Annotated in this window: 16 protein-coding genes, 1 tRNA gene and 1 other RNA gene; 7 read left to right on the top strand and 11 right to left on the bottom strand. The window is 65.7% G+C overall.

The features are described 5' to 3' along the window. Positions 1 to 16: 16 nt before the first annotated feature. The gene (locus D8Z78_RS08825; RefSeq protein WP_121629672.1) at positions 17 to 460 is read right to left on the bottom strand and encodes a nuclear transport factor 2 family protein; all 444 of its coding nucleotides are present in this window, start codon (positions 458 to 460) and stop codon (positions 17 to 19) included. 53 nt (positions 461 to 513) lie between these two features. Then, positions 514 to 861: a transfer-messenger RNA gene (gene ssrA / locus D8Z78_RS08830) on the bottom strand. A 131-nt stretch (positions 862 to 992) separates the two neighbouring features. Between ssrA and D8Z78_RS08835 the strand changes: the two genes are divergently transcribed. Both D8Z78_RS08835 and D8Z78_RS08840 read left to right on the top strand, forming a co-directional pair. Continuing rightward, positions 993 to 1,367 (top strand): DUF3307 domain-containing protein, encoded by a 375-nt coding sequence (locus D8Z78_RS08835; protein ID WP_128910755.1) that lies wholly within the window; start codon positions 993 to 995, stop codon positions 1,365 to 1,367. A gap of 65 nt (positions 1,368 to 1,432) precedes the next feature. Continuing rightward, positions 1,433 to 4,822 carry an AAA family ATPase gene (locus D8Z78_RS08840; protein ID WP_121629670.1) on the top strand — a complete coding sequence of 1,130 codons (3,390 nt, stop codon included), beginning with the start codon at positions 1,433 to 1,435 and terminating at the stop codon, positions 4,820 to 4,822. Here D8Z78_RS08840 and qhpG read toward each other — a convergent pair. From qhpG to D8Z78_RS08880, 8 genes are all read right to left on the bottom strand, one after another. Beyond that, positions 4,759 to 6,084 (bottom strand): flavin-dependent monooxygenase QhpG, encoded by a 1,326-nt coding sequence (gene qhpG / locus D8Z78_RS08845; protein WP_164932924.1) that lies wholly within the window; start codon positions 6,082 to 6,084, stop codon positions 4,759 to 4,761. The two genes, D8Z78_RS08840 and qhpG, sit on opposite strands and share 64 nt — an antisense overlap. Next, complete coding sequence (locus tag D8Z78_RS08850) at positions 6,077 to 7,360, bottom strand: radical SAM/SPASM domain-containing protein (RefSeq protein ID WP_164932925.1); 1,284 nt, start codon at positions 7,358 to 7,360, stop codon at positions 6,077 to 6,079. The genes qhpG and D8Z78_RS08850 overlap by 8 nt, the downstream gene beginning before the upstream one ends. Continuing rightward, positions 7,353 to 9,191 (bottom strand): ferritin-like domain-containing protein, encoded by a 1,839-nt coding sequence (locus tag D8Z78_RS08855; protein WP_121629667.1) that lies wholly within the window; start codon positions 9,189 to 9,191, stop codon positions 7,353 to 7,355. Before D8Z78_RS08855 ends, D8Z78_RS08850 begins: the two co-directional genes overlap by 8 nt. After that, positions 9,188 to 11,005, bottom strand: a complete 1,818-nt coding sequence (locus D8Z78_RS08860) for a hypothetical protein (RefSeq protein ID WP_121629666.1) — start codon at positions 11,003 to 11,005, stop codon at positions 9,188 to 9,190. The genes D8Z78_RS08855 and D8Z78_RS08860 overlap by 4 nt, the downstream gene beginning before the upstream one ends. Beyond that, a complete protein-coding gene (locus D8Z78_RS08865; protein ID WP_121629665.1) occupies positions 11,002 to 12,546 on the bottom strand; it encodes an FAD-binding oxidoreductase in 1,545 nt (514 codons plus the stop codon). The genes D8Z78_RS08860 and D8Z78_RS08865 overlap by 4 nt, the downstream gene beginning before the upstream one ends. Before the next feature lie 335 nt (positions 12,547 to 12,881). Next, positions 12,882 to 12,956: transfer RNA gene (locus tag D8Z78_RS08870), tRNA-Asn, on the bottom strand. Positions 12,957 to 13,072: 116 nt separating this feature from the next. Next, positions 13,073 to 15,682, bottom strand: a complete 2,610-nt coding sequence (locus D8Z78_RS08875; protein ID WP_121629664.1) for an AAA family ATPase — start codon at positions 15,680 to 15,682, stop codon at positions 13,073 to 13,075. Then, positions 15,679 to 16,809 carry a metallophosphoesterase family protein gene (locus D8Z78_RS08880; RefSeq protein ID WP_121629663.1) on the bottom strand — a complete coding sequence of 377 codons (1,131 nt, stop codon included), beginning with the start codon at positions 16,807 to 16,809 and terminating at the stop codon, positions 15,679 to 15,681. The genes D8Z78_RS08875 and D8Z78_RS08880 overlap by 4 nt, the downstream gene beginning before the upstream one ends. A 352-nt stretch (positions 16,810 to 17,161) precedes the next feature. Between D8Z78_RS08880 and D8Z78_RS08885 the strand changes: the two genes are divergently transcribed. The 5 genes from D8Z78_RS08885 to D8Z78_RS08905 all read left to right on the top strand — a co-directional run bounded on the left by D8Z78_RS08885 (position 17,162) and on the right by D8Z78_RS08905 (position 22,917). Then, positions 17,162 to 17,560, top strand: a complete 399-nt coding sequence (locus D8Z78_RS08885; protein WP_164932926.1) for a response regulator — start codon at positions 17,162 to 17,164, stop codon at positions 17,558 to 17,560. A gap of 77 nt (positions 17,561 to 17,637) precedes the next feature. Further along, positions 17,638 to 18,192 (top strand): isopentenyl-diphosphate delta-isomerase, encoded by a 555-nt coding sequence (idi, locus tag D8Z78_RS08890; RefSeq protein ID WP_121629661.1) that lies wholly within the window; start codon positions 17,638 to 17,640, stop codon positions 18,190 to 18,192. A gap of 83 nt (positions 18,193 to 18,275) precedes the next feature. Continuing rightward, positions 18,276 to 18,959 carry a phosphatidylserine decarboxylase gene (locus D8Z78_RS08895; protein WP_121629660.1) on the top strand — a complete coding sequence of 228 codons (684 nt, stop codon included), beginning with the start codon at positions 18,276 to 18,278 and terminating at the stop codon, positions 18,957 to 18,959. 3 nt (positions 18,960 to 18,962) lie between these two features. Then, positions 18,963 to 19,706 carry a CDP-diacylglycerol--serine O-phosphatidyltransferase gene (gene pssA, locus D8Z78_RS08900; protein WP_121629659.1) on the top strand — a complete coding sequence of 248 codons (744 nt, stop codon included), beginning with the start codon at positions 18,963 to 18,965 and terminating at the stop codon, positions 19,704 to 19,706. Positions 19,707 to 19,839: 133 nt separating this feature from the next. After that, a complete protein-coding gene (locus D8Z78_RS08905) occupies positions 19,840 to 22,917 on the top strand; it encodes a calcium-binding protein (RefSeq protein WP_121629658.1) in 3,078 nt (1,025 codons plus the stop codon). 42 nt (positions 22,918 to 22,959) lie between these two features. Here the strand turns inward: D8Z78_RS08905 and D8Z78_RS08910 are convergent, their stop codons facing one another. Then, the gene (locus D8Z78_RS08910) at positions 22,960 to 25,011 is read right to left on the bottom strand and encodes a methyl-accepting chemotaxis protein (RefSeq protein WP_121629657.1); all 2,052 of its coding nucleotides are present in this window, start codon (positions 25,009 to 25,011) and stop codon (positions 22,960 to 22,962) included. Positions 25,012 to 25,095: the final 84 nt, after the last annotated feature.

The raw sequence follows: 25,095 nt of genomic DNA on the forward strand, positions 1-25,095 counted from the left end.
CGGCTTCGCCATTGGCTCAGGTCAGCGCGTGCCCGGCCAGCAGCAGGAAGGAGGAATTGGCGGGCAGGGCGCCGATCAGCTCGAAATACTTGAGCGTGTCGAACTGCACATGCGCCTCGATCACCTGCCGATCCTTGAGCCGGATGAACATCATCGCATCCTGCGGCGCGGTGATGCCGGCGACGGTGGCCGTCAGATGCAGGCACAGCCGGACAGCCGCGCGATCGGTGCCGTCGAACAGCACGTCGAGCAGTTCATATCGGTGCAAACGCGCCAGCTGCTGATATTGCTCGACCGCCTCGCGATATTCATCGCGATTGAGCGATTCCCCGGGCACCAATCCGTGAACGCGGCAGTCGGGATGGAAGAGATGTGCGATTTCCCCCATGTCGTTCCGTTTCCAGACGTTCATGAAGAGACGATCGACGATCCGGGAAAAATCTTCAGCGGTGTATGTCATGGCAACAGGAGTGCCACGTCATCAATTAACAACGACCTAATGGGGATGGGGGAAGTGGAGGTTTCTGTTGCCAGGTACCTCCGAACCCCGCCTTACACTGCTAGGCGCAAGGGCTTAGATTTCGATTCCTCGAACTGCTTACGCAGCCAGAGCAACCGGAGCACGATTGTCGTTTGCAATTGTACTTTGTGAACCGATAACGGTGGTATCTCACCGGGACAAAGCTACATCTTTACGCGTTCGTCGATCCTATTTCGTCCCCATGCTCCCCAAACGAAGGATATTGGTGGAGACGCCGGGTACCGCCCCCGGGTCCGATCCGTTTATTACATGCGCGTTTATGCCCATAGTCCCCGAAGGGACACAGTGAATATAGGCGTCTGTTCGGCGCGCGCAAGGGGTGAGATCGGCGTCGCAGCAACAGTTTCGCGTGGTAAACCGGCGGATGTGACGTGGATCACAGTCAACCGCTCCCTCTGCGGCCAGAGTTGAAAGCCTGAGACTGGCGGACCGCGTGCGAGGGGATGACGGTTTGAGTGTTTTATGGGTTCTGGCCCTTCTGGCCGCATTGCAGGTCAAGCACATGTTTGCGGATTTCTGGTGGCAGACGCCCTGGATGCTGGCGAACAAGGGCCGCTGGGGTCATCCGGGCGGGCTGGCACATGCGGGGCTGCATGCGGGCATGAGCCTGCTGCTGATGCTAACATTCGGCGTGGCGCTGTCGCTGGCCCTGTTGGGCGCGGTCTTCGAATGTGCCGTGCATTATCACATCGACTGGGCCAAGGCGCGTTACTCGCTGGCCAAGGGCCACACCTGCGAGGAGGACGGCTATTGGCGGGCCGTCGGGCTCGATCAGTTGGCGCATCACCTGACCTATCTTGCCATGTTGGTAGCGGTCGCAGCCTGACTTGTCACGAAAGCGAGGTGGACAGGCCGGGCTGCCAGCGCAATATACCCTGTAGGAACATTGACATGACCCCGGACCAACCGGGGCGTGTCTGGTCAGGACAGGGGACGCGCGTGGCCATACGCCCGGACATGGAAACCGCCTTGCAGCGGATCGGCCTTGCCGATCTGATCGTACGGTTCCGGGACGAGGATATCGACGACGCCCTGTTCTGGACCCTCGAAGAGCCAGACCTAAAGGAACTCGGCCTGACGCTGGGCCAGCGCAAGAAGGTGATTTCGATCATCCGGGGCAATGGCACGCAGCCCGACCTGTCCGAAACGCTGCCCGAAGGCTTCGAGATGCGCCGCCTCACGGTGCTTTTCGTGGACATGATCGGCTCGACCCAACTGGCCGAACGGCTGAGCCCGGACGAGATGAACGACCTGTTCCAGTCCTTCTATCTTGCGGCAGGGGCGCTCGCCCGGCGATTCGGGGGCTATGTTGCCTCCTTGCAGGGCGATGGCGTGATCATGCTGTTTGGCTATCCGCGCACCCGGTTGGGTGACGCGGAACGCGCGCTTGGCGCGGCTTTGGCGATGCAGCACGACCTGTCGGTGCGGGAATACGCGCTGCCCTCGGGGCGGCAGGTCGAGGTCAGCTATCGGATCGGCGTGGCCACCGGTCCGGCGGTGGTCGGGCGCCCCTCCGAGGCGGTGGCCGGGGACGGGCTGCATATGGTCGGTCAGGTGATGCATCGTGCGGCGCGGCTGCAAACGGTCAGCCCGCCGCTGGGCATCATGGTCGACGGACCGACCCGCTCCGAGGTCGAGGGCCTGTTCGAGTTCGAGGACCGCCCCGACGTGGCGCTGAAGGGCTTCGACAATGTCGATGGCCTCGGGTTGCTGGTGCGACGGGCGCGGGCCAGCGCCAGTCCCCAGCCCAAGACGGCCAGTCCGGGCCAATCGGTGGGGCGCGCGGCGGAACGCGCGACCCTGATGCAGGCGTGGTCCGAGGTCTTGCAGGGCGCGCGCCGGACGACCGTGCTGACCGGGGGGGCCGGCCTCGGCAAATCGACCCTCCTGCGCGAGGGCCTGTCCGAGATCCGCGAGGCCGGACCACGGGTGATCTTCCTCGGCTGTCGTGCGCTGTCGCAGAATTCGGCGCTCGCGCCGGTGGTGCGGATGTTCGACCAGTTGATCGGCGATGCCGAGGCCGCGACGCCGCTGGCGCGGATGGACGCCTTGCGGCATGTGATGGGCGGCTTGCCGGAAACGGCTCTGGCGCCGCTGCAAAGGCTGCTGCTGCTCGAGGATGCCAGCCGGGGCCAGCCCGACCGGCCAATGCCGCCCGCCGCGCAGCGCGGCCAATTGATCGAGACGCTGGTCGACTGGATGCTGCGCAGTCCAGCCGGGCAACCGGTGGTGATCGTGCTGGAAGATGCTCATTGGTGCGATGCGACCACCCGTGACCTTCTCGAAACCTGCGCAAGCCGGGCCGAGGGTCGCAGCGTGCTGTTCGTCGCGACCTCGCGCAATCAGGATGAACCGCTCTGGTCCGATGACCCGGCGCGGCTGCGCCTTGGTCTTCGCGCGTTAGAGCCCGACGCCGCGGCGCGCCTGCTGGAACAGCAGTTGGACGGGCGTCCGGTGCCCGCCGCCATCCGCAAGCGCATCCTGCAACTGTCCGAGGGCAATCCTCTGATGCTGGAAAGCCTCGCGCGGGCCTTTTCCCAAGATCGGGTAGGGACGCTGGGCCGCGATGTCAGCGTGCCCCAGACCTTGTATGAAAGCGTCTCGGAGCGGCTGGACACGCTCGGTGCCGGGCGGCCCGTCGCCTCGGCGCTGGCGGTGCTGGACGCCGAGGCCGACCGCGACCTGCTGGCGCGCATGCTGGGCTGTCCGCAGACCGAGGTCGATCTCGGGATGGACGAGTTGCTCGAAGCGGGGATCGTCGCCCGGACAGAGACCGGCGCCGCCATGCGCTTTCACCACCATCTGTACCGCGATGTCGTCTACGAGCGTCTCGTCGGCGCCGATCGCCGCGACCTGCATCGGCGCGCAATGGCCGCCTTGCAAGAGATGTCGCTCGACATGGGCACGCGCAGCCCCGACGTGCTGGCCACGCATGCCGCCGCCGCCGGGGCGCCGGGGCAGGCCGCGCCGCTGGCGCTGAGCGCGGGCGAGCGGTTCCTTGCGGCCTCTGCGTTGGTCGAGGCGGATCACTACCTGCAAATGGCTATGTCGGCACTGTCCGCACTGGACATCCGCAGCCGGACCGAGGAACACAAGCGGCTGCGCATGCGCGTCCTCACCGGCCTTGCAGCGGTCAAGCGGGGCCGTCTGGGCATCGCCCATGACGAGGTGCGGGACCTCGCCCAGCAAACCCTGACCCTTGCCTGCGAACTGGGCGACACGCGTGCGGAATTCTTGGCGCGGGCCGGGCTCTATGCGCACGCTTTGGTCGGCGCGGATTATCGCCGGGCCCACAGTCTGGCCGAGGCGCTGGTGACCTTTGCCTCCCGGACCGGAGAGCGGGTCTTCACCATGATCAGTCGCCGGGCGCTTGGGCAGGTCGCCTTGCATGTCGGGCGTTTCGAACATGCCGAAACCGAACTGCGCGCGGCGCTCGATGCGTATGACGAGCAACAGGACCTCGTCCTTGCCTACACCCATGGGTACGACCATGCCGAGATCAGCGCGGCCTTCCTTGCCTATGCGCTGTGGATGCGGGGCGACTTGGTTGCGGCGCGCGAGATGAGCCGGTTTTCCGTCGACCACGCGCGCAAGATCGCCCATGCCCATTCTCTGGGACAGGCGCAGGCGTTTCGCGGCATGTTGGCGGGGCTTGCTGTGGATGACGGCGATCTGGTGCAGGCCGCAGATGATGCCCTCGACACCGCGGATCGGTTCGACATCAAGCTGGCGCGCGGCGCGGGGCTGACCTTTGGTCTGGTGGCGCGGGTGCTGGCCCGCAACGAGGTGCCCGATGCTGCACGATTGCGGGCACTTGAGGCACATATGGCCGAGCTGCGCCGTCACAATCCGTATAATTACTGGCCCACGGTGTATGGGTTGGCGGCGCGTGTCTATCTTCAGGCCGGAGAGGTCGACCGCGCGGAGTCCTGCGTGGCCGCCGCACTCGAAGACCAAGAGCGTACTGGCGAAGTCTGGACTGCGCCGGAACTGGACCGGCTGTGCGCAGCGATCCAGCGCGCCCGGGGCGAGGTCGACGCGGCCAACCGTGCGGCCGAATTGGCCTTTGATCGCGCGGCGTCCATCGGCTCGGTGACCCTTGCCTTGCGGATCGCCTGCGACCTCGTCGAGTTCCGGGGCATGGATCGCGACTTTGCTGCGCTGCGGCAGGTCGCGGCGCGGATCGTGTCGGATGATGACGGCTGGGACATGCGCCGCTATCGACGCTTGATGTCGTCGGGTTCGGCAATCGGCGCAAGGACCCTTTCGGCCAACAGGTGATCGAGCAAGGCTGGCACGGCGGCGCGCGGCGCGACGCGCGACAGGCGGGTTGCCATTTCCGATGCCGAGCCGGGTGTGCTCAGCAAGTCCAGCAGGATCGGCGCCGCCACGCCGCCGAGATGCGCCGCCGGTGTCCCGCTCACGGGCAGCGTCATGCCGTCCGTCCAGCGGATGAGGCCGCCCGACAGGCACGGGACCCGGGTTGCCCGGGTGTTCAGCGTCAACCGGCGCGTGGGTTCCGGCCGGGGGAGATCGGGCTGCGGGGCAGGCGCGGGACCGTCCCAGAACGGCGTGGCGTAGCGCGCCTGATCTGCATAGGCGCGACAGGTGGCCTGCCATGCGGCCTCGCAATCAAGCTGATGGCGATGGGCCAGATAGGCCCGGGCTGCGCCCGCGTCATCCGGGGCCTCAAACAGCGTCCGGGTCGCCGCAGCGGCCTGAACCGCGCTCCGAAAAGCATGCGTCAGCCCGTGCGCGCCAATCGGATCGCGCGCAAGCGCCGCGTCGGCGACCCGGATCACTGGCCCGTCAGACCACGGCGTTGCGCAGGCAAGCGTCGCAGGGCAAGGGCGCCCAAGGCTGATTTCGGTCAGATCCTGCACGATTTCGACGATCATGCGTCGTTTGGTGTCGGGTTTCGTGCCCATCAAGCTTTCCGGTGCGGCGAGAAGGGCACCGTCGACCTGCCCACCGGAATGGCAGGCCAGCCAGATCCAGGCATCGGGACCAGCCACAAGGCGCATCCTGTCCGGCATGGTCCGAGGCGCGCGCGCCTGAAAGGGAAGCGCGATGCGCGCTGGACCAAGTGCACGCAGCCCACCCGCGGCGCGGCCGCGTGCATCTAGGATCACATCCGACGTCAGAGCTTCGACCGTGTTGCCGCGCAGGATCGCGGTGCCATCGGGCTGGATGCCGAGACGACCGGAACGCAGGCGCACCCCACAGGCCAGCGCGGCGCTGCGTAGGCTGGCATGCAGCCTCGGGCGGTGCAACAGGATCGGCGGGTTCGCGTGGTGGCGATGTTCGGGCGCACCGCGCCACGCCAGCTCGGTCTCGACCGCCCGGCCCAGTTCCGCCGCTTGGATCACGCTGCCAAGCCGCAGGCCGTGCAACATTGGCATAGCATGGGCGGGCAGGCTTTCGACGCGGTGTCGGACCGGCAGGCAGGGATCGACCAGCGTGACCCGATGGCCCGCACGGGCAAGGATCAGCGCGGCGACGGACCCGGCGGGACCGGCCCCCGCGACCAGAACCTCAGGCATCGAACAGGTCCGGTCGGCTGACCAGAAGTCGGCCGTAGGCATGCAACGCGAAATCGAGCCAGCCGCGCACGTAGTCGCACGCCGGTCGCCCGACATGCAGCACTTCTTGGTGACATCCGCCGCCGCACAGCTTGCGGGCCCAGCAGCGCGCGCACTCGCTCTGGGCCTCGACGCGGCGCTCGGCAAGGAAGCGGGCGCGACCGGCGTGGTCGATGCCGTCATCCAGATCGCCCATGGCCCCCAAGGGATCGTTCACGAAGCGGTGGCAGGCGCTGTATCGACCGCTGGCATCGACCGCCAGATAGTCGCGCGCCGCGCCGCAGCCGTGACTGCGCGCCTTTCCCCTGTGAAGCTCTTGCACCGCCGTGGCGAGGTTCGAGAAGGCATGTGGCTGCTGCGCCTCGGTCGCGGCGAGCCAGTCTTCACCCGTCGCGATCATTTCATCCAGCAAGGTACTGAAATCAGACGGTTTAAGCGCGCCGTCACCCGTCGGTGAGGTCAGCATGGGCGACACCCCGACACTTGAGAAACCAAGCGAGGAAAGATCGCCAACCACCTGACGGATATTGATATTTTTGGGCGTCACGGTCACCCGCGCCGTCAGAGGGATGCGATCGGCTCGCGCCAGAAGCGGTGCCAACCTGTTTGCCACCCGCTCAAAGCTGCCTGCGCCGCCGCGCATGGGGCGCAAGCGGTCATTGGTCTCACGTCCGCCATCGAGGCTGACCGTGACGGTAAAGCCTTGTTCCGCAAGGAAATCCGCGTCCGCCTCGGTCAGCAATGTGCCATTCGTGGTGATCGAAAAGCCGACCTGAACGGCGCGGGCCGCGGCGTGTTCACGGGCGTATCGCACAGAGGCGAGGATCAGGGGACGCGCCAGCATCGGTTCACCCCCCATGAAGGCGATCTTGACCGCGCCACCCGGGGGCGCATCCCCGATCAACCGGTCGATGGCGGCAAAGGCGGTCGCTTCGGTCATCCGGGTTTCGGGCCCACCAAAGCTGCCGCCAGCCGCGTAGCAATAGGTGCAGGCCATGTTGCAGGCTTGGCTGACCGTCAGCGCCAGCGCGCGCACCGGGCCGGGCGCGATCACGGGCAATGGCGCGTCAGTGTCCAGCCCAAGATCGGCCAGAACCGGCAGTCCGGCGTTCAGGCGCCCGGCCACCTCGGCCATATCATCCGGGTCGAGCGCATAGATGCCCGCCGTCTCGGCCACCAGCAGCAGGTTGCTTGCCAGATGCGCCTCGGGACCGGGTCTGTTGCCGCCGTCAGCCACGAGACGCGGCCTCGTACTGGCCCGCATGGGCAAAGAAGGGAACGCCAAGATCGTGGTCCCGCGCAAGGACTTCGGCGGCGTCGTACAGCTGATGCATGAGGTCGCGCGCGGTGGTGATCTCGTCTTGCGAGGCAAGGCGCGCGGCATTGCTTTGGGCGGTGGCCGCCTCGGCCGAATACCCGCTGCGCAGATGGGCGACGATGGCATCCAGCAGCGCCAAAGCAGGCTGCGCGCGCGGGTCGTCCGGCGCGGCCTCGGTCAGTGGGCGCAGATAGACGTCGGGACAGCCGGAATAGGGATCGAGGATGCGCAACACGTCGCGGAACTTCTGGTAGTGGTTCAGCCCGTCGCTGTCGATCCGCACCGCCAGTTGATCCAGACCCGGGGGAAACTGGCCGGGATGCTCGCGCATGTAGTGGACCATCTTGGCATATTCGGTGTCGAGATCGCCGCCGGGGCGTTCGACCTCGACGAATTCGCCGATGACCTTTTGGGTGGCGATGCGCAGCTGGCTTGGACGGATCTCGTCATCCTCGCCGGGGACGCCGGGCGCGGGCGCGACCACGGGCAGATACGGGCCGTAACCGGGGTGCATGTCGTGTAGCGTCCACAGCGTCTGGTTGACCCAGCGCAGATGCGTCATCTCGGATATCGCCACGGACAGGATCAACTGGCGCGCCGCGCGCAGGTCGTTGGTCAAGCCGGGCCAATCGCGTTCCTGTTCAGGTGATACGTCATCCGGGGCGCGCAAGCTGAAAAAAGCATAGAGATATTCCATCGCAAGGCTGAACTCGAACCGGGCGAGGTTGTGGCTGAGATCGTGGATCAGCGCGGCCAGATCGGGATACGGGTCTTCGTTCAGGTCCTCGCGGTCAGGCTTGAAGGTGCCGCTCGTTTCCTGACCCTGTAGGACGAAATCGAGCTCTTCCCAATGCAGGTTGATCTCGTAGGGATCGTAGCGCATGGGGCGCGCCAGTTCGATGGTCGGCTGTGCCGCGATATCGCGCGCCGGATCGGACCGCCTGCGCATCCAGTCGAGGAAGGTGACCGCCTGCGCGGCGTCCAGATCGTCGGTATGATCGGCCAGTTGCTGGGGGTCCTGCACCTCGCCCAAGGCCACATCGGGATGGTTCGACGCCCAATATTGACAGGCGCAATCGCGGAAATCATGGGTCCATGGGGAACACATCGACGCCGTCAATTCGCCCGGGCGGTAGACATCGGGGATCATCCCCTCATCGTCCAGATAGGCGCGGCGTTTGCCCTTGAGCACGACGGGATGGCCCGAGGGCTGGCCGTTTTCGTCGCGCTGGGTCAGGGCAATGGTCAGGTCGGCGAAATCCGGGTCCGGGTCGATCTGGATCAGGCGGATGATCCACCATGCAATCTCGCCCTCGTAGGGCGTTTTGGTGACGGTGTTCTGCCAGATGATGTTGTCATACAGCTCGATCCGGTTGCCGCCCTGTTCGACCCAGTGCAGATACCATTGGCCACCGCCCAGCGCGCCGCCTTGTTCGCCATTCAGCGTATTGGCGAGGTCGTGAATCCACTTGCGATCCTCAAGGAAGATCGGGTCGTCGCCGGTGTTCACATAGACAAGCTGCGCGCCTTGCGTGCCGTCCGGGCCGTTCTGGGTAATGCCGGGAAAGGCAAAGACCAGACCGGGAAAGAACCGCACATCCAGCTGACGCAGGTCGAATTCCAGCCCCGGAAAGCAATTGCCAACGCCGGATTCCATCAAGGTCGCAGCCGGGTTTCCAAGCACGGGCTGCGGGTAGGCGGGTGAGGCAGGGCCGGATTTGGCGCTTTGGTTGACGGGTTTGACTTTCATGCGTGATCCTCCCGGACCGGATCGGCCCGCCAAGCGGGGTCGGTTTCCAGCTTGTCGAGCCAAGCCATGAGCAGGTCGTATTGGCGCCGCGTGATGGTCAGCGGCACGCCCATGGAATGGCGCATGAAGGGCGGCATGCGCATGTCATAGGTCTGGTCCTTCTGGTTGCGCGGGTCGCGATAGCGCAAAGGCTCGCCGTCGATCAGGGTCGGCGGGATCGGCGCGTCGGCATGTTTGCCCACGGGGACGCGCGCCGGTTTGGTCATGTCGGGCCTGCGCGGCAGTTCCTTGATCGAGGCAAAGGGCGGGCGGACCAATTCGCGCACGCGCCCCGGCTTGCGGGCCATATAGGCGCGCAGCACGGGGCTGTCGGCCATGCGGGCATGGACCTGCTGCACCACCATCGTATAGGGCAGGCGGTCATCCTCGCCCGAGACAGGCACGCGGGTGTCGCCTTGGCCGGGCGTGTAATCCGGCGTCAGATCGGCATAGGGCGCATCCGCCCGGCGCATGGATTTGGGGCCGACATGGGGGGACATGTCGCCATCCCAATCGGGGTCGTCCTTGTCCTGCGCGCCGAGGATCGAGGCATTGCCGCCCAGCGCCCAGGCGCGGCGCTGGTCGAGGTTCATCAGGCTGGCGGTCTCGAAGATCCGGCGGAAGAGGTCGAGCATCTGGGTCGGGGTCTTGTCGAAGTCCAGCTCGGCGGGCGGCAGTTCGCGGTCTTCGAGCTCGTCCGTGATCGAATACATCGGGCGCTTGTCGGGGGCGAAATCCGGCGGCCCGGCGAAGGCGCGGGCCTTGGCTTGATGCAGATGGCCTCGGGCGGCAAGCCGCGCCTCGATCAACAGGTCGCAGGTGTCGTCGATCAGGCCCCAACTGCGAGCATTGCCGACGCGCGCCCCGTCATAGCTGTCCATCGGCGTGGGCCATTTGGGCTTGTTGTCGGCGTCAAAAGCATAGCCCAGCCAAGGCGTGTCGGACGACAGGATGCGGTTTTCCGGGCGGGTCATCTTGTGGATGCGGCCGTATTCCGGCATCGCCGGTTCGAAATCCCCCGGTTGCAGCGGCGAGGCGACGGCCTGCACCGCCTCGGGCGGGCCGAAGGCGTCGCCCTTGCCGGGGGTGAAGCGCAGGCGGATCTGGTCCAGCCGGGTCTGGCAAGACCAGTTGTCGTGATTGGGCAGGAAGGTCACCACCTTGCCCAAGGGCAGCGGCGCGTCGGGGCGCACCAGCGGGGTCTGATCCTCGGTATGGGGGCTGATGGCGTCGAGGTGGTGGGGTTTGTAGTGATCCGCCTTGAAGACCTTGCGCGCGATGGCGGCACATTCGGCGTGCCCGGTGCGGGCCTCGGCCTTGCGATTGGCGGCTGTCACGGTGAATTCCAGTGTTTGCAGGCTTGCCCCGAAGGTCTTGAGCAGGGGTTCGGTCACCGGAAAGGCCACGACCTCGCCCGTTTTGAATTGCACCCGCGCCCAAAGTTCAAAGAACGGCGCGACGGGTTTGACGCGGCCCTTGTGGTCCTTGAAGGTGATGTGGTCGGGGTGCTCGACCGTCAACCGCCACGGGTGATGGCCATTGGCATGCTCGGACACCGGCACCAAGGTCGGCGCGGGCTGGATCATGGTCTGAACGCCGCGATGCGGGTTTTCATCCACGACCCAAGTGTAGGCGGGCATCGGCTCCTTCGATCGGCCCACGCGGGCAATCGCCATCGGCGGGTCGAAGAACAGGCCCAGTAGACGCCCTTCGGAGGCGTCGCGCCCGCACCATGGGGCGTGATCGTTCCCGGAATGACAGCAATCGTGCATCATGTGCCCTCCGGCGTGGTGGTGGTTGCGGCCTGTGGCAACTCGGTGGGGATCGACTGGCCGAATTCGAACAGGTTCTCGGGGTCGTATTTCGCCTTCACCTCGACCAGCCGTTCGAGGTTTGCGCCGAAATACTGCCGCAAATAGCCCTCGTTCCCGCGGATCGGGTAGTTCTGGTAGCGATGGCCGTTCGACATGGCCCCGGCGATCTCGCCAAACCGGGTCAGCCAATCTTCGGAGGCCTGACGATGCGTGTCGAAGGTCCAGAAGGCCCATGCAAACAGGTCGACGCTGATCGTGCGGTGCAGATAGGCAGTGGCGTCCGGGGCGACCTCGTTGATCGCGCCGCCATACCATTCCATGGCGACAAAGATCGTCTTGTCCGGCGCATCAAGGAAATGGTCGATCAATTCGCGCCAGCGGTCGGCGTGAAAATAGTCCTCGACCAGACGGCTATCGACCAGAGGCTTGGTGTTCATGGAGACATTGGGCATCTCCATGTTGGGTTCGGTCGCGGTTTCCAGCAGGATTTCGTTCACATGCAGGTAATGGCCCTTGGTCCAGATCTCGACCTGGCTTTCGCGATCCTCGATGAAATCGAGCAGGGGGCCGAGGGCGGCCTCACATTCGGCCTCGCTGCCGTCGTACAGCCCCCGGATCAGCAGGTGGGGTTTTTGCTGGTCGGGCTTGTTATCCTCGACAGGGATATACATCAGCATGGACTGATGGCCCATCTTGGGCGGCCCGTCCTTGGAGTATTGTTCCTGAAGGCATTGCAGCACGCGCGCGGCGGTCTGGCGGCCGGCCTCGTCATGCAAAGGGTAGCGCAGGCCAAAGGCGCGGATCTTGCCCAGCGGGCGCAGTTGATAGGTCACGTCCAGCAGCACGCCGAACTGGTTGCCGGTGCCGCCACGCGCGGCCCAGAACAGGTCCGGGTTGTGATCGGCGGAGCAATGCAGGATCTCGCCCTTGGGCGTGATCATCCGCAGCGACAGAACGGAATCGACGTTCATCCCGAAGAGCCGCGAGGTAAACCCATAACCGCCGCCCATCATATAGCCCGCCACGCAGACGGTTTCGCAGCCGCCGCCGGGGACGTGCAGCCCGTAGTGATGCAGCACACGGTTGAGCTTGCCGAACATGGTGCCCGCGCCCACACGCGCGGTCTGGGTCTCTGGATCGACCAGCACGTAATTGATGCCGGACGTGTCCAGTACGATCTGATCGTTGGAACTGTAGCCAGCGGTGGAATGGCCCCCCGAACGACAGGTGACCTTCAGCTTTTCATGGCGCGCGAATTTCAGCGCGGCGATGATGTCCGTCTCGCAAGTGGCGTAGATGATCAGCTGCGGATAGCTTTGATAGGTATGCATGAAGACCATGCGGTCGTCATTATACCCCGGAAAGCCCGGCTGGGTCACATGCCCCGCGATCGCCGCCTGCAAATCCGCCAGAGCCTTGGGGGTATAGGAGATCAACCCCGTCTCGACCCGCTTGTCCTCTTGCCAAGGAGAGCGGTGCTTTCCCTTTTTCCATGACAGCATCTAGCGCCCCCTGACCGTTCCGTTGCGTTCTTGTTGCCCCGCAGCCTAGCCGGGGGCGGCGCGCGTGTTAACCAGTTTTAACCTTTTCCCGTCAGGAGTTTTCGACGCGTGATGTGACGGGGATCACAGCGGTTTTCCGATTTCGCCGTGCGATAGGCGGTCATGAGCAGATGGGTGCGACTGTCGAGAGGCACGCGGCACTGGCAGCGGTCGGATGGTTGAGATGCCGCAGGGCCTTGAAGCCCCTCAAGGGGCAATCGGGTCAAGTGCCACGACAGGACTGTTCCCGGAAAGAAAAAGGGCTCAGCGAATGAACGCTAAGCCCTTGAAGTCTTTGGCTCCGGCGGTAGGGATCGAACCTACGACCAATTGATTAACAGTCAACTGCTCTACCGCTGAGCTACGCCGGAACATGACGCGGTCTATAGCCGCTCGGAAAAGCGCCGTCCAGAGCCGCGCGCCGACTTTTCGGCCCGATCCGGGAAAAACTTTCACCAGCCTCCCGAAGGGGTGCATCGCCGCATCGTCATGCGCCGCTATCCGGCAGGTCGACAAGCCGCAAGGCATGGCCGCCCAGATCGCGAAAGGCGCGCTGGCGGCAGCTGAGCACGATGATCTGCTGATTGCCCGCCTGCCGGTGCAGCGCGTCGAACATGCGTTCGATGCGGTCGTCATCGGTGTAGACCAGCGCGTCGTCGAGGATCACCGGCGCGACCCGGCCGCTGGTCGCCAGCATGCGCGCAAAGGCCAGTCGCACGAGCAGCGCAACCTGTTCCTGCGTGCCGCCAGACAGGATGTCGATCGGCTCGGGACGCCCATCGCGGATCAGCGTGTCGGGCAAGAGGGTCTCTTCGCCCCATGTCAGGTCTGCGCCGGGCCAAAGCAACTGCAAGAGCGGACGCAATTCCTGTGCAATCGGCGCGAAATAGCGATCACGGGCGGCGTTTCGCGCCAGTTCCAGCGCCTGTTCGAGGCGCCGCAGAACGGCGACCTCGTGCTCGATCCGGGCAAGGTCGGCGCGCGCGGCGGCGAGGCGCTCAGCGGTGTCGGCCAACCGCTCCTCGACCGCGTCGCCAGCCGAGCGGTCGATGCGTTCCTCGAGCCGGGCAAGCATCTGCCTGAGATCGGCGATTTCTTCGCGGGCGCGGTTATCGACCGACTCGGCGCGGGCCAGCGCGGCTGCGGTCGCGGCAAGGTCGGGCGCATCGCGCAGCTTGTCGGCATAGGCAGCCTCGGCGGTTTCCAAATGCCGGGTGTGTTGGTCCAGTTCGTCCATCAGGGCGGGTTCAGTGGCGTCGCCGCATTTGGCAAGGCTGTCCTTGGCGCGCGCCAGCCGGTCGCGCAACTGGCCAAGCGCGGTGTCTGCGCGCGTGGCGGCATCGCGGGCTTCGGCAAGGCTGTCATTGGCGCTGTCACGGGCGATGCGCGCGGCGTCCCGGCGGCCCCGCGCCTCGGATTGCAGCGCCTCGGCGTCGGCGAGGCTTGGCAGGTCGGGTTGATCCTGCGCCACGGGAATGGCTTCGAGCGCCGTACGCAGCGCTTCGATCCCGTCAGGGGCAAGGCTGGCCAACACGGCGCGGGCCTCGCTCATGCGGCGCTCGGCTGCGTTGCGGGCAGCGGCCATGTCGCGGGCAGCCTCGACGCTGTCGGCACCAAGCCGCGCCAGTGCCTCGCGCAGCCGGGCGCGCGCCGTGTCCACCTTTTGGTCAGTGGGCTGCGCGTCGCCGGGGCGCAGGTCCAAGCTCCCAAGCCCGCCCAGCGTCAGACGCGTGGCGCGGGTCAGCGCAAGCGGCTCGCCGTCGCGCAGCACATCCTCTCCGGCGCGCACCTGACCCGCCTGACCCGGCGCGTAGTGAACGATCACCTGCGTGGCGGTCGCATCCCGTGCCGCGCGCGCGGCGTTCAGCGCGCTGGCCATGTCTTCGATCTGCCGCAGGGCGGTGGCATCCGGGCCGGTGCGGGCTGCCGCGGCGGCGGTTTCCATGTCGCGCCGGGTGGCGTCTGCCTGCGCAATGCGGGTTTCGAGATCGGCCCGCCGCGAGGCCCCATCGCGGGCGGCTTGTGCCTTGGCCGCCGCAAGGCGGAGCGTGTCGGCCTGCTCCAGCGCGGTTTCGGCCTCGGCCAAGGCGGTCTGCGCGGCGTCGCGCTGCCCAAGCGCCGCATCGTGGCGGGCGCGGCTCTGTGCGACCTCGATCTCGGCCTTGGCAACCGAGCCCGAGGCGGTTTCGAATTCGGCGGTGGCGGCCCGCAGTTCGGTCAGGCGTCGGGTCGTGCTGTCGACCGTAAGGCGGGCCATGGCCACCTTGCGCGCCTCGGTTTCAAGCAGGTCTGCATGGCGCAGCGCGGCGGCATGGGCGGCACGCGCCCGGTCGAGACCATCCTTGCGGGCCTGCACCGCCTCGGGCGTATCGAGATCGCCCAGCGCGCGACGGGCGCGCTTGCGCTCGGCCAAGGCGGCGTGCAGGTCCCGGGCCGTGGCGTACAGCTCGTTATGTTCGGCCTGCAGGGCCTCGACCGCATCCTGTGCGGCCTTCCACGGGCCGTTGGCCTTGGGGCGACCGGTCCCGGTCGCCAGCTCGCCCAGCTCGGCCCGGCAGCGGGCCAGCGCCATGTCCATGCGCCGCCCGCCGGTCATCGCCTCGACCTCGTGGCCCACGGCGGTCATCAGGTCGCGGCGCGCCTCGAGCGCGGCCTGCTTTTCCTTCGTCGAGCCGCCGGACAAGTCGGTCACGCCCTGCCGTACCCAGATCAGACCAGATGGCCCGCCGGTGCCCGTGCCGAGCAGGTCGGCAATCCACGCCTCGGCCGCGTCCGACTGCGCCACGAGCACATCGCCGCGATGCACCGTGGCAAGCGGCTTTTGCAACCAGCGTTTCGTTACCCGGAACACGCCATCGGGGGTCTCGACATCCACGGCGACCTCGGGCGCGCCCCCGGCATGGGGACGCAGCGCCGCGATGTCCTTGTCCTTCGATCCGTGGGGCTTGAAGAACAGCGCCTGAATCGCATCGAACAGCGTCGACTTGCCGTGTTCGTTGGGTTCCGACAGGACGTTGAGCCCGTCGCCGATACCCTCGACGCGGGCGGTGCCGGTAAAGCGGCGCACGTTGCGCAAGGTGATGCCTCGGATCTTCATTCCGATGCCTCCCGGATATAGGCGTGCAGCCGGGCAAGCGCATCGCCCGCGATGTCCCGGTCGGCCTGCGACAGGTCCCCGGACTGCGCCTCGGCCAAGAGGTCGTTCGCAGCCATGCGCAGGGCACCGCCTCGGTCGATCTCGTCGAGATCGGCGGCATCGTACAGCGTGCCAAGCGCGTCGGTGACCAGTTCGAAATGGGCGAAATCCGGGGCCTCGCGGGCGGCGGTCTCGCGCAGGGCGGCCTGTTCCGGCAGGCCAAGCCAGCCTGACGCGGTGACCCGCACCAGCACATCGCGCCGCCCCGAGGCGGGCAGGGCGGCGCGCAGGGCGGCTGCCGCATCCTGTCTGGCGGTCAGCGCGAGGGGGATATCCGTCCAGTGAAAGCTGCCGGTCTCGATCTCGTCGATGCGCGGCGGGACACCGGGGGCCTCGAGGCTGACCAGCAGGCAGACACCCCTGCGGCCATGCTTGAACCGATCCTGTTCGGGGCTGCCGCAATAGTGCACCCGCTCAGAGACCGCCAGCCGTCCATGCCAGTCGCCCAAGGCGAGATAGTCGAGCCGCGCGCTTTGATCGCGGTCGGGGGCGATGGCATCGCCCGAATCGGTGAAGTCGGTGACCCCGCCATGCGCCAGCCCGATGCGCAGCATGCCGTCCGGCGTCTGCATCTCGCGCAGGATATCCGTCGGATCGCTAGCCGCCGCGCGATAGGCCACGGGGCAGGGCAAGAGCATCGCGCCGGCAGCCATCGCCCGCGGTTGGGGGTCCGTCAGCAGGTGCAAGTTTGACGGAGCGTCGCGCGCGATCATGTCCCATAGCGGCTCTGCGTCGCGCAGGTTGTCGTGGTTGCCGGGCAACAGCCACCATGTCACGTCGGCGGCCTCGCCCATGGCGGCCAGCGCCTGCCGCACCACCGAGGCCGAGGGCGTCGCCGTGTCGAACGTGTCCCCGGCCAGCACCACATGCGCGGCCCCGTTGCTGCGCGCGGCCTGCGCCAGCTTGCCCAGCACCGCGTGGCGGGCCTCCATCAGGCGACCGCGGATATTGCCATCGGCCGGCTGCGGGATATTCGCGAACTTGCGTCCGATGTGCAGGTCGGAGGTGTGAATGAAACAGAAAGCCATGCGCCCTTCCTGAGCCGAGTTGCGCGCCAAGGCAAGCGGCGTCCGGATTTGGGCCGCGTGCAGGTCTGTTTGATCGCGAAGATGCTCAACGGCGTCAAGCGACCATTGAACTGCGGCGCGAGCATTCTACCTTCGACGGATACGTGCGTGGATTGCCGCTTGTCTACCCATCGCCCGCGCCCGGGCTCGGTGGTCTTTCGCACTTGCAGCGCGATCTGGCCGATGGCGGCGGGAAATCGACTTGAGCCCCGCCGCTCGGTGGTCTACCGCTGCCCGGACCGATCCGGATGCGTCGCCTGAGGCGTTCGGGTCAACATTCAGGCGGTCCCTCGCGGACATGATGGGAGAAGGCATGAAACTTTTCATTGCCGACGACAATGTCGAATTCGGCCGGATGTGCGCCGAAGTTGCGCGCCGCGAAGGGTGGAATGTCGCATTGTGCAGCAATGGCCGCGAATTGCTGGCGCTGCTGTCGGATCTCGATGAACCGGCGCTCGTGCTGTGTGACATCAACATGCCCGAGGTCGATGGCATCGAGGTGATCCGCACGCTGGCCGATCCCGGCCATCTGCTGCGGTTCCGGTTCGTCACGGGGGGCTCCATGTCCAATGCGCTGGCCGCGCGGCTGATCGGGCAGGCGCGCGATATCCAAGTCGGCAAATACCTTGCCAAGCCCGTGACGCTGGCCGATCTGCGCAAGATGTTGCAGGACGAGGCGCAGTTGCTGACCGCGGCCTCGGACGACCGGTGAGCGCGGGGCGCTCTGCGCTTTGATTTCCGGTCGCGCTGTGCTACGCCGCGCCAATCGCTTTACGACGGGATGTCCGGATGTCGCTTTCTGACTCGCGCACAGGTCGGGCCGGTCCCGATCCTGATATGATCCCCGCATGGGTCGACGGGGTGCTGACCCCTTTCGACAAGCTTCGGGCCCATCAACTGGGGCTGCGCCACAAGGCCGTGTCGGTCTTTGTGCTGTCCGGTGACGAGGTCTTGTTGCAGCGCCGGGCGCTGGGGAAATACCACACGCCCGGGCTATGGGCGAATGCCTGCTGCACGCACCCTCTGTGGGACGAGGCGCCGCGCGACTGCGCGATCCGGCGCCTTGCCCAAGAGCTGGGACTCGAGGGGCAGGGGCCGGAGTTCCGCAAGCAGCTGGAATACCGCGCCGATGTGGGCGGCGGGCTGATCGAGCACGAACTGGTCGACGTGTTCACCGTCGAGACCGCGCGCGACCTGCCGCTGGCCCCCGATCCCGCCGAGGTGATGGAGACGCGCTGGATGACCCGCGATGCCCTGCGCGACGATCTGGTCAGCCATCCCGACCGCTACACGCCTTGGTTGCGCATCTACATGCAAGAGCATGGCGGCGCGATCTTTGCCTGATCGCCACTGCCGCTGATACAGGTTTGATTTGCATCCCCCGCGCGTTTGTCTACGAGGGGATGACCCAGAAGACACGAGGTCCCATGTCCGTTTCCATGCTTTCCACCTTCGTCAAGCCGATGCATCCCGAGGGGCGCAAGTTCGTCGCCATCGCTGGTGCCATCGCGCTGGTGCTTTTCGTGATCTGGGAGCCGCTGGGCTGGATCGGTCTGGGCCTCACGGTTTGGGTCTACTACTTCTTCCGCGATCCGGAGCGGGTCCAGCCCACGCGTCCGGGCGTCATGGTCTCTCCTGCCGATGGGATCGTGTCCTTGCTCGAACCGGCGGTGCCGCCTGCCGAGCTGGGCTTGGGGACCGAGCCGATGATGCGGATCTCGGTCTTCATGTCGGTGTTCAATTGCCATGTGAACCGCCTGCCCACCGCCGGAACGATCGAAACCGTCGCCTATCGCAAGGGCAAGTTCCTGAATGCCTCGCTCGACAAGGCGTCCGAGGATAACGAGCGCAACGGCCTGACCGTGGTGCTGGAGGATGGCCGCCGCTATGGGGTGGTGCAGATCGCAGGCCTCGTCGCGCGGCGCATCCTGTGCTGGTCGAAGGAAGGCCACCACCTGACGATGGGCGAGCGGTTCGGGCTGATCCGGTTCGGCTCTCGCCTCGATGTCTACCTGCCCGAAGGCGTGACGCCGCTGGTGCGCATCGGCCAGACCATGGTGGCGGGCGAAACCGTGATCGCCGACCTGACCGGCACCGTGGCCGAGGCCTGATCCATGACCGAGCCCGACCGCGACCAGCCGCCCGTCTCGCTGCTTTTCCTCGTGCCCAACATGATCACCCTGATGGGCATGAGCTTTGGCCTGACCGCCATCCGCTTTACCCTTGAGGGGCGGTTCGGCACGGCGGTGTTCCTGCTGTTGCTTGCCGCGCTGGTCGACGGGCTGGACGGGCTGATGGCGCGCAGGCTTGGCGCCGAAAGCGCGCTGGGGGCGCAACTGGATTCCCTGTCGGATTTCCTGTGCTTCGGCGTCGCCCCGGCGATCCTGATCTACCAGATGCATCTGGGCGCGGGCGGGCTTGGCTGGATCTTTGCGCTGGTCTTTGCCTCGGCTTGCTGCTTGCGGCTGGCGCGGTTCAACGTGATGTCCGGACAGGCCGACGAAAACGACGGGCCAAAGCGCCACTTCGTCGGCGTGCCCGCCCCGGCGGGCGCCATGCTGGGCCTGCTTCCGGTCTTTCTGTCGCTGGGCGACGTGTTCGAGGCGGGCAGCGCGCCGGTGCTTGTCTCGCTCTGGATGGCCTTCGTCGCGGTCCTGATGATTTCCAAGCTCAAGACGCTGTCCCCCAAGGGGGTCAAAGTGCCGCGCAAGCTGGTCGCGGTGATCTTCTTCGCGGTGGTGATCGCGATCGGGCTCAGCTTTTCGCGCCCGTGGTACCTGCTGGTGGCGCTGGATGTCGCGTATCTGGCGACGGTCTGCCTTGCGCTCCTGCGCGCCCGAGGACGGCTCTTCGGCTGAGTTCACTTCCTTGCGACTTGCTCGGATGGCGCGACTGCGCTAACCCTTAACATGTTGTCCTGCAAAGGAAGTATGCAGGTTGCGTGACCATCACCCGGTCGCGTGAAAGGCGAAACACGAAGGAGATCGAACCGTGACGACATATACGCTGGCCGGGGTTTACTACGAATTTGGCTCAGGAAACACGGTTACGCAGTTTCAGCCCGCGACCTTCTCCTTCACGCTGGTCGACGGTGTTTCGACCCTGTCTTACACCTATGACTACGCCCCGGATGGTGTATCGCCCACGACCGTCGAGTTCGACAATCAGGGGACGCAGTTGTTCGCCCCGATCTTGGATGCGACGACGCCGCTGGACCCGACCAACAACGACACCTATGTGGTCGAACTCAGCTGGGTGGACGATTTTGGCACGCCCAAGACCACGACGCTTTTGCAGATCGACATCCTGACCGGCGGCGAATACGTCTTTTTCCTCGACGGCGATCCTCTGCCGATTTTGAATACGCTGGCCGAGTTCCAGGACTTCAACGACAACCACATCACCGGCGTCCGGGACATTCCGGCTGGCACGACCTTTGCCGAAGGGCAGGCGATCAGCGTTAATGATATCAGCTATTTCAGCAGCACCGAGAACGACGCCTTTCCCGGTACGTCGGCCAACGAATCCATCGGGGCCGGTGCCGGCGCGGACGAAATCTATGGCAATGGCGGCGTCGACACGCTGGATGGCGGCGCGGGCGAGGACTGGATCGTCGTGACCGGTGACAACGACGGCACGCTGGTGATCGGTGGGGGGGATTTCGACGATGTCGTGATCTACGACCCGACCAATCCAGACGCGCTTTTCGTCGATTTCACCCATGGCGGCGCGGGCGAGGTCCAGATCGTCGGGCGGTCCGACCATACCGGCAGCGCGACGGTCGACTACACCATCACGGCGGTCGAGATCGAGCGCGTTTCGATCGAGTTCGGCACGCAATCGGGCGGCGATGTGCTGATCCAAGGCGACAGCACCGATGACCGGGTCCGCTTCAACGAGTTGCCGAATTTCTGGGAATTCCTTGGCGGTGACGGTCAGGATCAGGTCGATCTGCACCGCACCTGGGTCGAAGACGATACAGGCACGCGTATCCGTGGCATCAGCTCGACCTTCCTGCTCGACAACACCAATTTTTCGGTGAACGGCGATACGGTCGTCGTGTCCAACAGTGACGGGTCCGGGGCGGTGTTTTCGCTGACCGACGTCGAATTCATCCGCCTGACCGACGGCACCTTTTCGACCGAGCAATTGGCCGCGATGGATGCGGGCCAGTCCACCACACCGACCACGGGGGATGACAACCTCTTCGGCACGGTCAATCCCGACAGCATCGATGGCGATGCGGGCAATGACGTGATCTCTGGCCTTGGCGGCAATGACACGCTGATCGGCGGTGTGGGCAATGACACGCTCTATGGCGGCGAGGACGACGATACGCTGAGCGGTGGCGCGGATAATGACGTCATAAATGGCGGCACCGGCAATGACTCGGTCGATGGTGGTGCTGGCGACGATACTCTGACCGATGGTCGCGGCTTCGACACGGTGGATGGTGGCACCGGGACGGACACGTTCTATCGCGATCTGGCCGCCGATTTCTCGGCGCAGTCGTGGTTGCCGATCGTCGATCTGGTCGCCGGGCGTTTCTACGATCCGGCGGACGATCCCAGCCTGTTCGACACGCTTCTCAACATTGAGAATGTCCAGCTCGTGGGGGACTTCGACATGTCCATCACCGGTGACGGCAATGGCAACGTGTTGCAAAGCGATCTGGGCGACGACACGGTGATCGGCGGGGCGGGCAACGACACGCTCCTTGGCGGCGAGGGCAATGACACCCTGAGCGGTGGCGCGGACAACGATGTCATCGACGGTGGGTTCGGGAACGACTCGATCGATGGCGGTGCTGGCGACGACACGCTGACCGATGGTCGCGGCTTCGACACGGTGGATGGTGGCACCGGGACGGACACGTTCTACCGCGATCTGGCCGCCGATTTCACGGCGCAGTCGTGGTTGCCAATCGTCGATCTGGTCGCCGGGCGTTTCTACGATCCGGCGGACGATCCCAGCCTGTTCGACACGCTTCTCAACATTGAGAATGTCCAGCTGGTAGGCGACTTCGACATGTCCATCACCGGTGACGGCAATGGCAACGTGTTGCAAAGCGATCTGGGTGACGACACGGTGATCGGCGGCTCTGGCAGCGACACGTTGATTTCCGGCGCGGGCAACGACTCCCTGCAGGGCGATCTGGGCAACGATCTGCTGCAAGGCGGCGATGACAACGACACGCTGAATGGCGGCTTTTCGGCCGACACGCTCGAAGGCGGCAGCGGCGATGACCTGTTGATTGGCGGCTATGGCGATGACAGCATCGATGGCGGAATCGGCAGCGATACGGCGGATTATACCGGGTTCGGCGGCAACATCACCGTCAACCTGAACGATGGCACCGCGCAGTATACCGGCGCGGCGGGCACCGACATCCTGACCGGGATCGAAAACCTCGTGGGGGGTGACCACGCCGACCGCTTTACCGGGCGTCCCGACGACAGCATCCTCGAAGGTGGCGACAGCGCCGACACGCTGCTGGGGCTTGGCGGCGACGATACGCTGGACGGGCAGGACGGCAATGACAACATCGTCGGCGGCTCTGGCGCGGACCACCTGATCGGTGGCGCGGGGCGCGATGCGCTGCTGGGCGGCACCGAGAATGACAGCCTCGACGGCGGGATCGAAAACGACCAGTTGCGTGGCGGCGATGGCGAGGACACGCTGTATGGCGGTGTCGGGCGCGACATCCTGATCGGCGGCGACTTCGTCGCGGGTGGGTTCCCCGGCGACGGGGCGGCGGATACCTTCGTCTATACCGACGTGACGGAATCGCAGGTCGGTGCTGGCGGGCGCGACATCATCCGCGATTTCGAGGACGGGCTCGACATCATGGACCTGTCGGCCATCGACGCGATTACGGGCACGCCCGGCGATGATGCGTTCACCTTCATCGGCAGTTCCGGTTTCAGCGGCACGGCCGGAGAGTTGCGCGCCGTCACCACCGCCGCTGCGACCATCGTGCAGGCCGATGTGGACGGCGACGGGAATTCTGATTTCGACGTGTTCCTGAACGGCGTGTTGGTCATGGACACCTCCGACTTCGTGCTCTGACACGCCGGGGATGGGCGCCCGCCCGAACGGGGCGGGCGTCGCTCAGACTGCGGAGCGGTGTTCGGGCATCGCTGCCTCGTGATCCGGCAAGCGGAACCGCCCGACCAAGTCGGACAGCCGGGCCCCTTCTGCACGCAAGGCGGCACTGGCCGCCGAGGCCTGCTCGAACATCCCGGCGTTTTCCTGCGTCACCTGATCCAGATGGCGCACGGCGACGTTGACCTCGCCCAGTCCCTGCGCCTGCTCGGCGGACAGTTCCGCGATGCGCCGTATCTGATCGGTCACATCCTCGACCGCTTGCAGGATTTCCGACAAGGAGCCGCCGGTTTGACCGACAAGGGCAACACCGTGTTGGACCCGCTCGCCCGAGGTGGCGATGAGCGTGCCAATCTGCCGGGCGGCCTCCGTTGTGCGCTGCGCGAGTGAGCGGACCTCGGTTGCGACGACGGCAAAGCCGCTGCCCGCATGGCCAGCCCGCGCGGCCTCGACCCCGGCATTCAAGGCCAGAAGATTGGTCTGGAACGCGATATCGTCGATCATGTCGCTGATCCGCGCGATCTCGCCCGCGGAATTGTCGATCTCGGTCATGGCCTTCACGGTTTCTGCGACGATATCCGCCCCGGCGCGGGCTTTCCGGATGGCGTCCTGCCCGCTGCCATCGGCGGCGCGCGCGCCTGTGCTGCTGTCCTCGATTGCGGTGGTCACCTGTTGCAGGGCAGCGGCGGTCTGCTCCAGCGTGGCGGCGGAGTTTTCCGTGCGGGTCGAGAGGTTCTCTGAGGATTGGCTGATTTCGGCGGCGCTGGTGGTGACCGCCTGCGCCGTCGTGGAAATCGCCGCGATCACCTCGGTCAATTGCGCGACGGCGGTATTGTAGTCGTCGATCAGGGGGGTGTAGGCAGGCTCGAAGCTACCGTCGATCCGTGCATCCAGATCGCCATGTGACAGCTTGCGCAGGCCCCGGGCGAGCGCGTCGACCACATGCGCCTGCGCCGCTTGGCTGCGGCCCTGTTCGTCGCGCAGGAGGTTGGTTTCATCTATGCCATCGCGGAACACGCGCAGATGACGGACCATCTCGCCGATCTCGGCCTTTTCATGGTCCATTCCCGTCAGGTTCAGGCGCAACTCGCCCTCGGCCAGCCGTTTCATGCGCGTGATCAGGCCTTGCAGTTTGGCCGTCAGGTTGCGGCCAAAAATCCACGCGAGGATCATGCTCAGCGCAAGCGCGCCGCCTGCGCCAAGAACCGTCCGCTGGATCATGCTGTCGGAAATCGCCTGCGCGCGCGCCTCGGAGAGAATGACATTGGCCACGGCGACCGGCTGACCGGCGAAGTCGCGGACCACGAAGCCCTTGCTGCCGAACGGAGCGCCATCGATGGTCAGGGCGCGGATCGGCGTGGCGCCGCCCAGCACCGCGTCCAGCGCCCCCCGGTCCATCAGAGGCGGTCCTGAATATTGAACGGTCAGGCGTGTCGCCTCATCGGCAGTCCCGTCGGGCAAGAAGTACAACTCGATCGCATGGTGCGTCCCGGTGACGAGTTCGGTCAGAAAGGCCGCGTCCAGCGGCAGTCCGAACTCGACCGTGCCGAGATGTTCGCCGTCGTCCCGGACCGGCGCGATGCCGCGAAATCCAAGCCCTGCCGCATCGCGTTGCACCCCCGCCATCGAGGCGTGGTCGCGGTTGGCCGCAACCACAAGGGGACGTGATCCCGACAGGTCATCGCCGTATTGGTCGGGGGCGTGCACGGGCAGGATCGAAACCGCGTCGGGCGTATGGAATTCGAAATGCACGACACCGGTCTTGCGGGCGAATTCCTCGAAATCCTTGACGAAGAGGCGGTGCAGCCCCTTGGTATCGGCTTTTTCGACCGCACGCTGCACACGCGGGATCGCTGCCACGATTTCCGCCATGGACAACGCGGCGTTGACGCGGCTGTCCAAGGCTTCCTGCACCTGTGCCTCGAACTGGGTCAGCGACCGTTCAGCCGCCTCGCCGGCCAGCTTGCGCGCGCCCAGAAACAGCGGGATCGTGGCCATCGCAACCGAGACCATGGCACAGACCATGATCGCAAAGATAATCCTGTACCGCAGAGACATGTACCCGCTCCAAGTTTCACCCGTCCCGCAGGATGTGGTGAAAGACTTGCGCAGCGGTAAACGCGTCAGGGAAAAGTAACGCAG

This window comes from Tropicibacter alexandrii (assembly GCF_003667315.2).
In the GTDB taxonomy this organism is placed as follows: domain Bacteria; phylum Pseudomonadota; class Alphaproteobacteria; order Rhodobacterales; family Rhodobacteraceae; genus Tropicibacter; species Tropicibacter alexandrii.

What these genes read in the sequence shown, in the direction of transcription:
- D8Z78_RS08825 (WP_121629672.1), bottom strand. Translation starts at nt 460, where the DNA reads ATGACATACACCGCTGAAGATTTTTCCCGGATCGTCGATCGTCTCTTC.
- D8Z78_RS08840 (WP_121629670.1), top strand. Translation starts at nt 1,433, where the DNA reads ATGACCCCGGACCAACCGGGGCGTGTCTGGTCAGGACAGGGGACGCGC.
- qhpG (WP_164932924.1), bottom strand. Translation starts at nt 6,084, where the DNA reads ATGCCTGAGGTTCTGGTCGCGGGGGCCGGTCCCGCCGGGTCCGTCGCC.
- D8Z78_RS08855 (WP_121629667.1), bottom strand. Translation starts at nt 9,191, where the DNA reads ATGAAAGTCAAACCCGTCAACCAAAGCGCCAAATCCGGCCCTGCCTCA.
- D8Z78_RS08860 (WP_121629666.1), bottom strand. Translation starts at nt 11,005, where the DNA reads ATGATGCACGATTGCTGTCATTCCGGGAACGATCACGCCCCATGGTGC.
- D8Z78_RS08865 (WP_121629665.1), bottom strand. Translation starts at nt 12,546, where the DNA reads ATGCTGTCATGGAAAAAGGGAAAGCACCGCTCTCCTTGGCAAGAGGAC.
- D8Z78_RS08875 (WP_121629664.1), bottom strand. Translation starts at nt 15,682, where the DNA reads ATGAAGATCCGAGGCATCACCTTGCGCAACGTGCGCCGCTTTACCGGC.
- D8Z78_RS08880 (WP_121629663.1), bottom strand. Translation starts at nt 16,809, where the DNA reads ATGGCTTTCTGTTTCATTCACACCTCCGACCTGCACATCGGACGCAAG.
- D8Z78_RS08885 (WP_164932926.1), top strand. Translation starts at nt 17,162, where the DNA reads ATGAAACTTTTCATTGCCGACGACAATGTCGAATTCGGCCGGATGTGC.
- idi (WP_121629661.1), top strand. Translation starts at nt 17,638, where the DNA reads ATGTCGCTTTCTGACTCGCGCACAGGTCGGGCCGGTCCCGATCCTGAT.
- D8Z78_RS08895 (WP_121629660.1), top strand. Translation starts at nt 18,276, where the DNA reads ATGTCCGTTTCCATGCTTTCCACCTTCGTCAAGCCGATGCATCCCGAG.
- pssA (WP_121629659.1), top strand. Translation starts at nt 18,963, where the DNA reads ATGACCGAGCCCGACCGCGACCAGCCGCCCGTCTCGCTGCTTTTCCTC.
- D8Z78_RS08910 (WP_121629657.1), bottom strand. Translation starts at nt 25,011, where the DNA reads ATGTCTCTGCGGTACAGGATTATCTTTGCGATCATGGTCTGTGCCATG.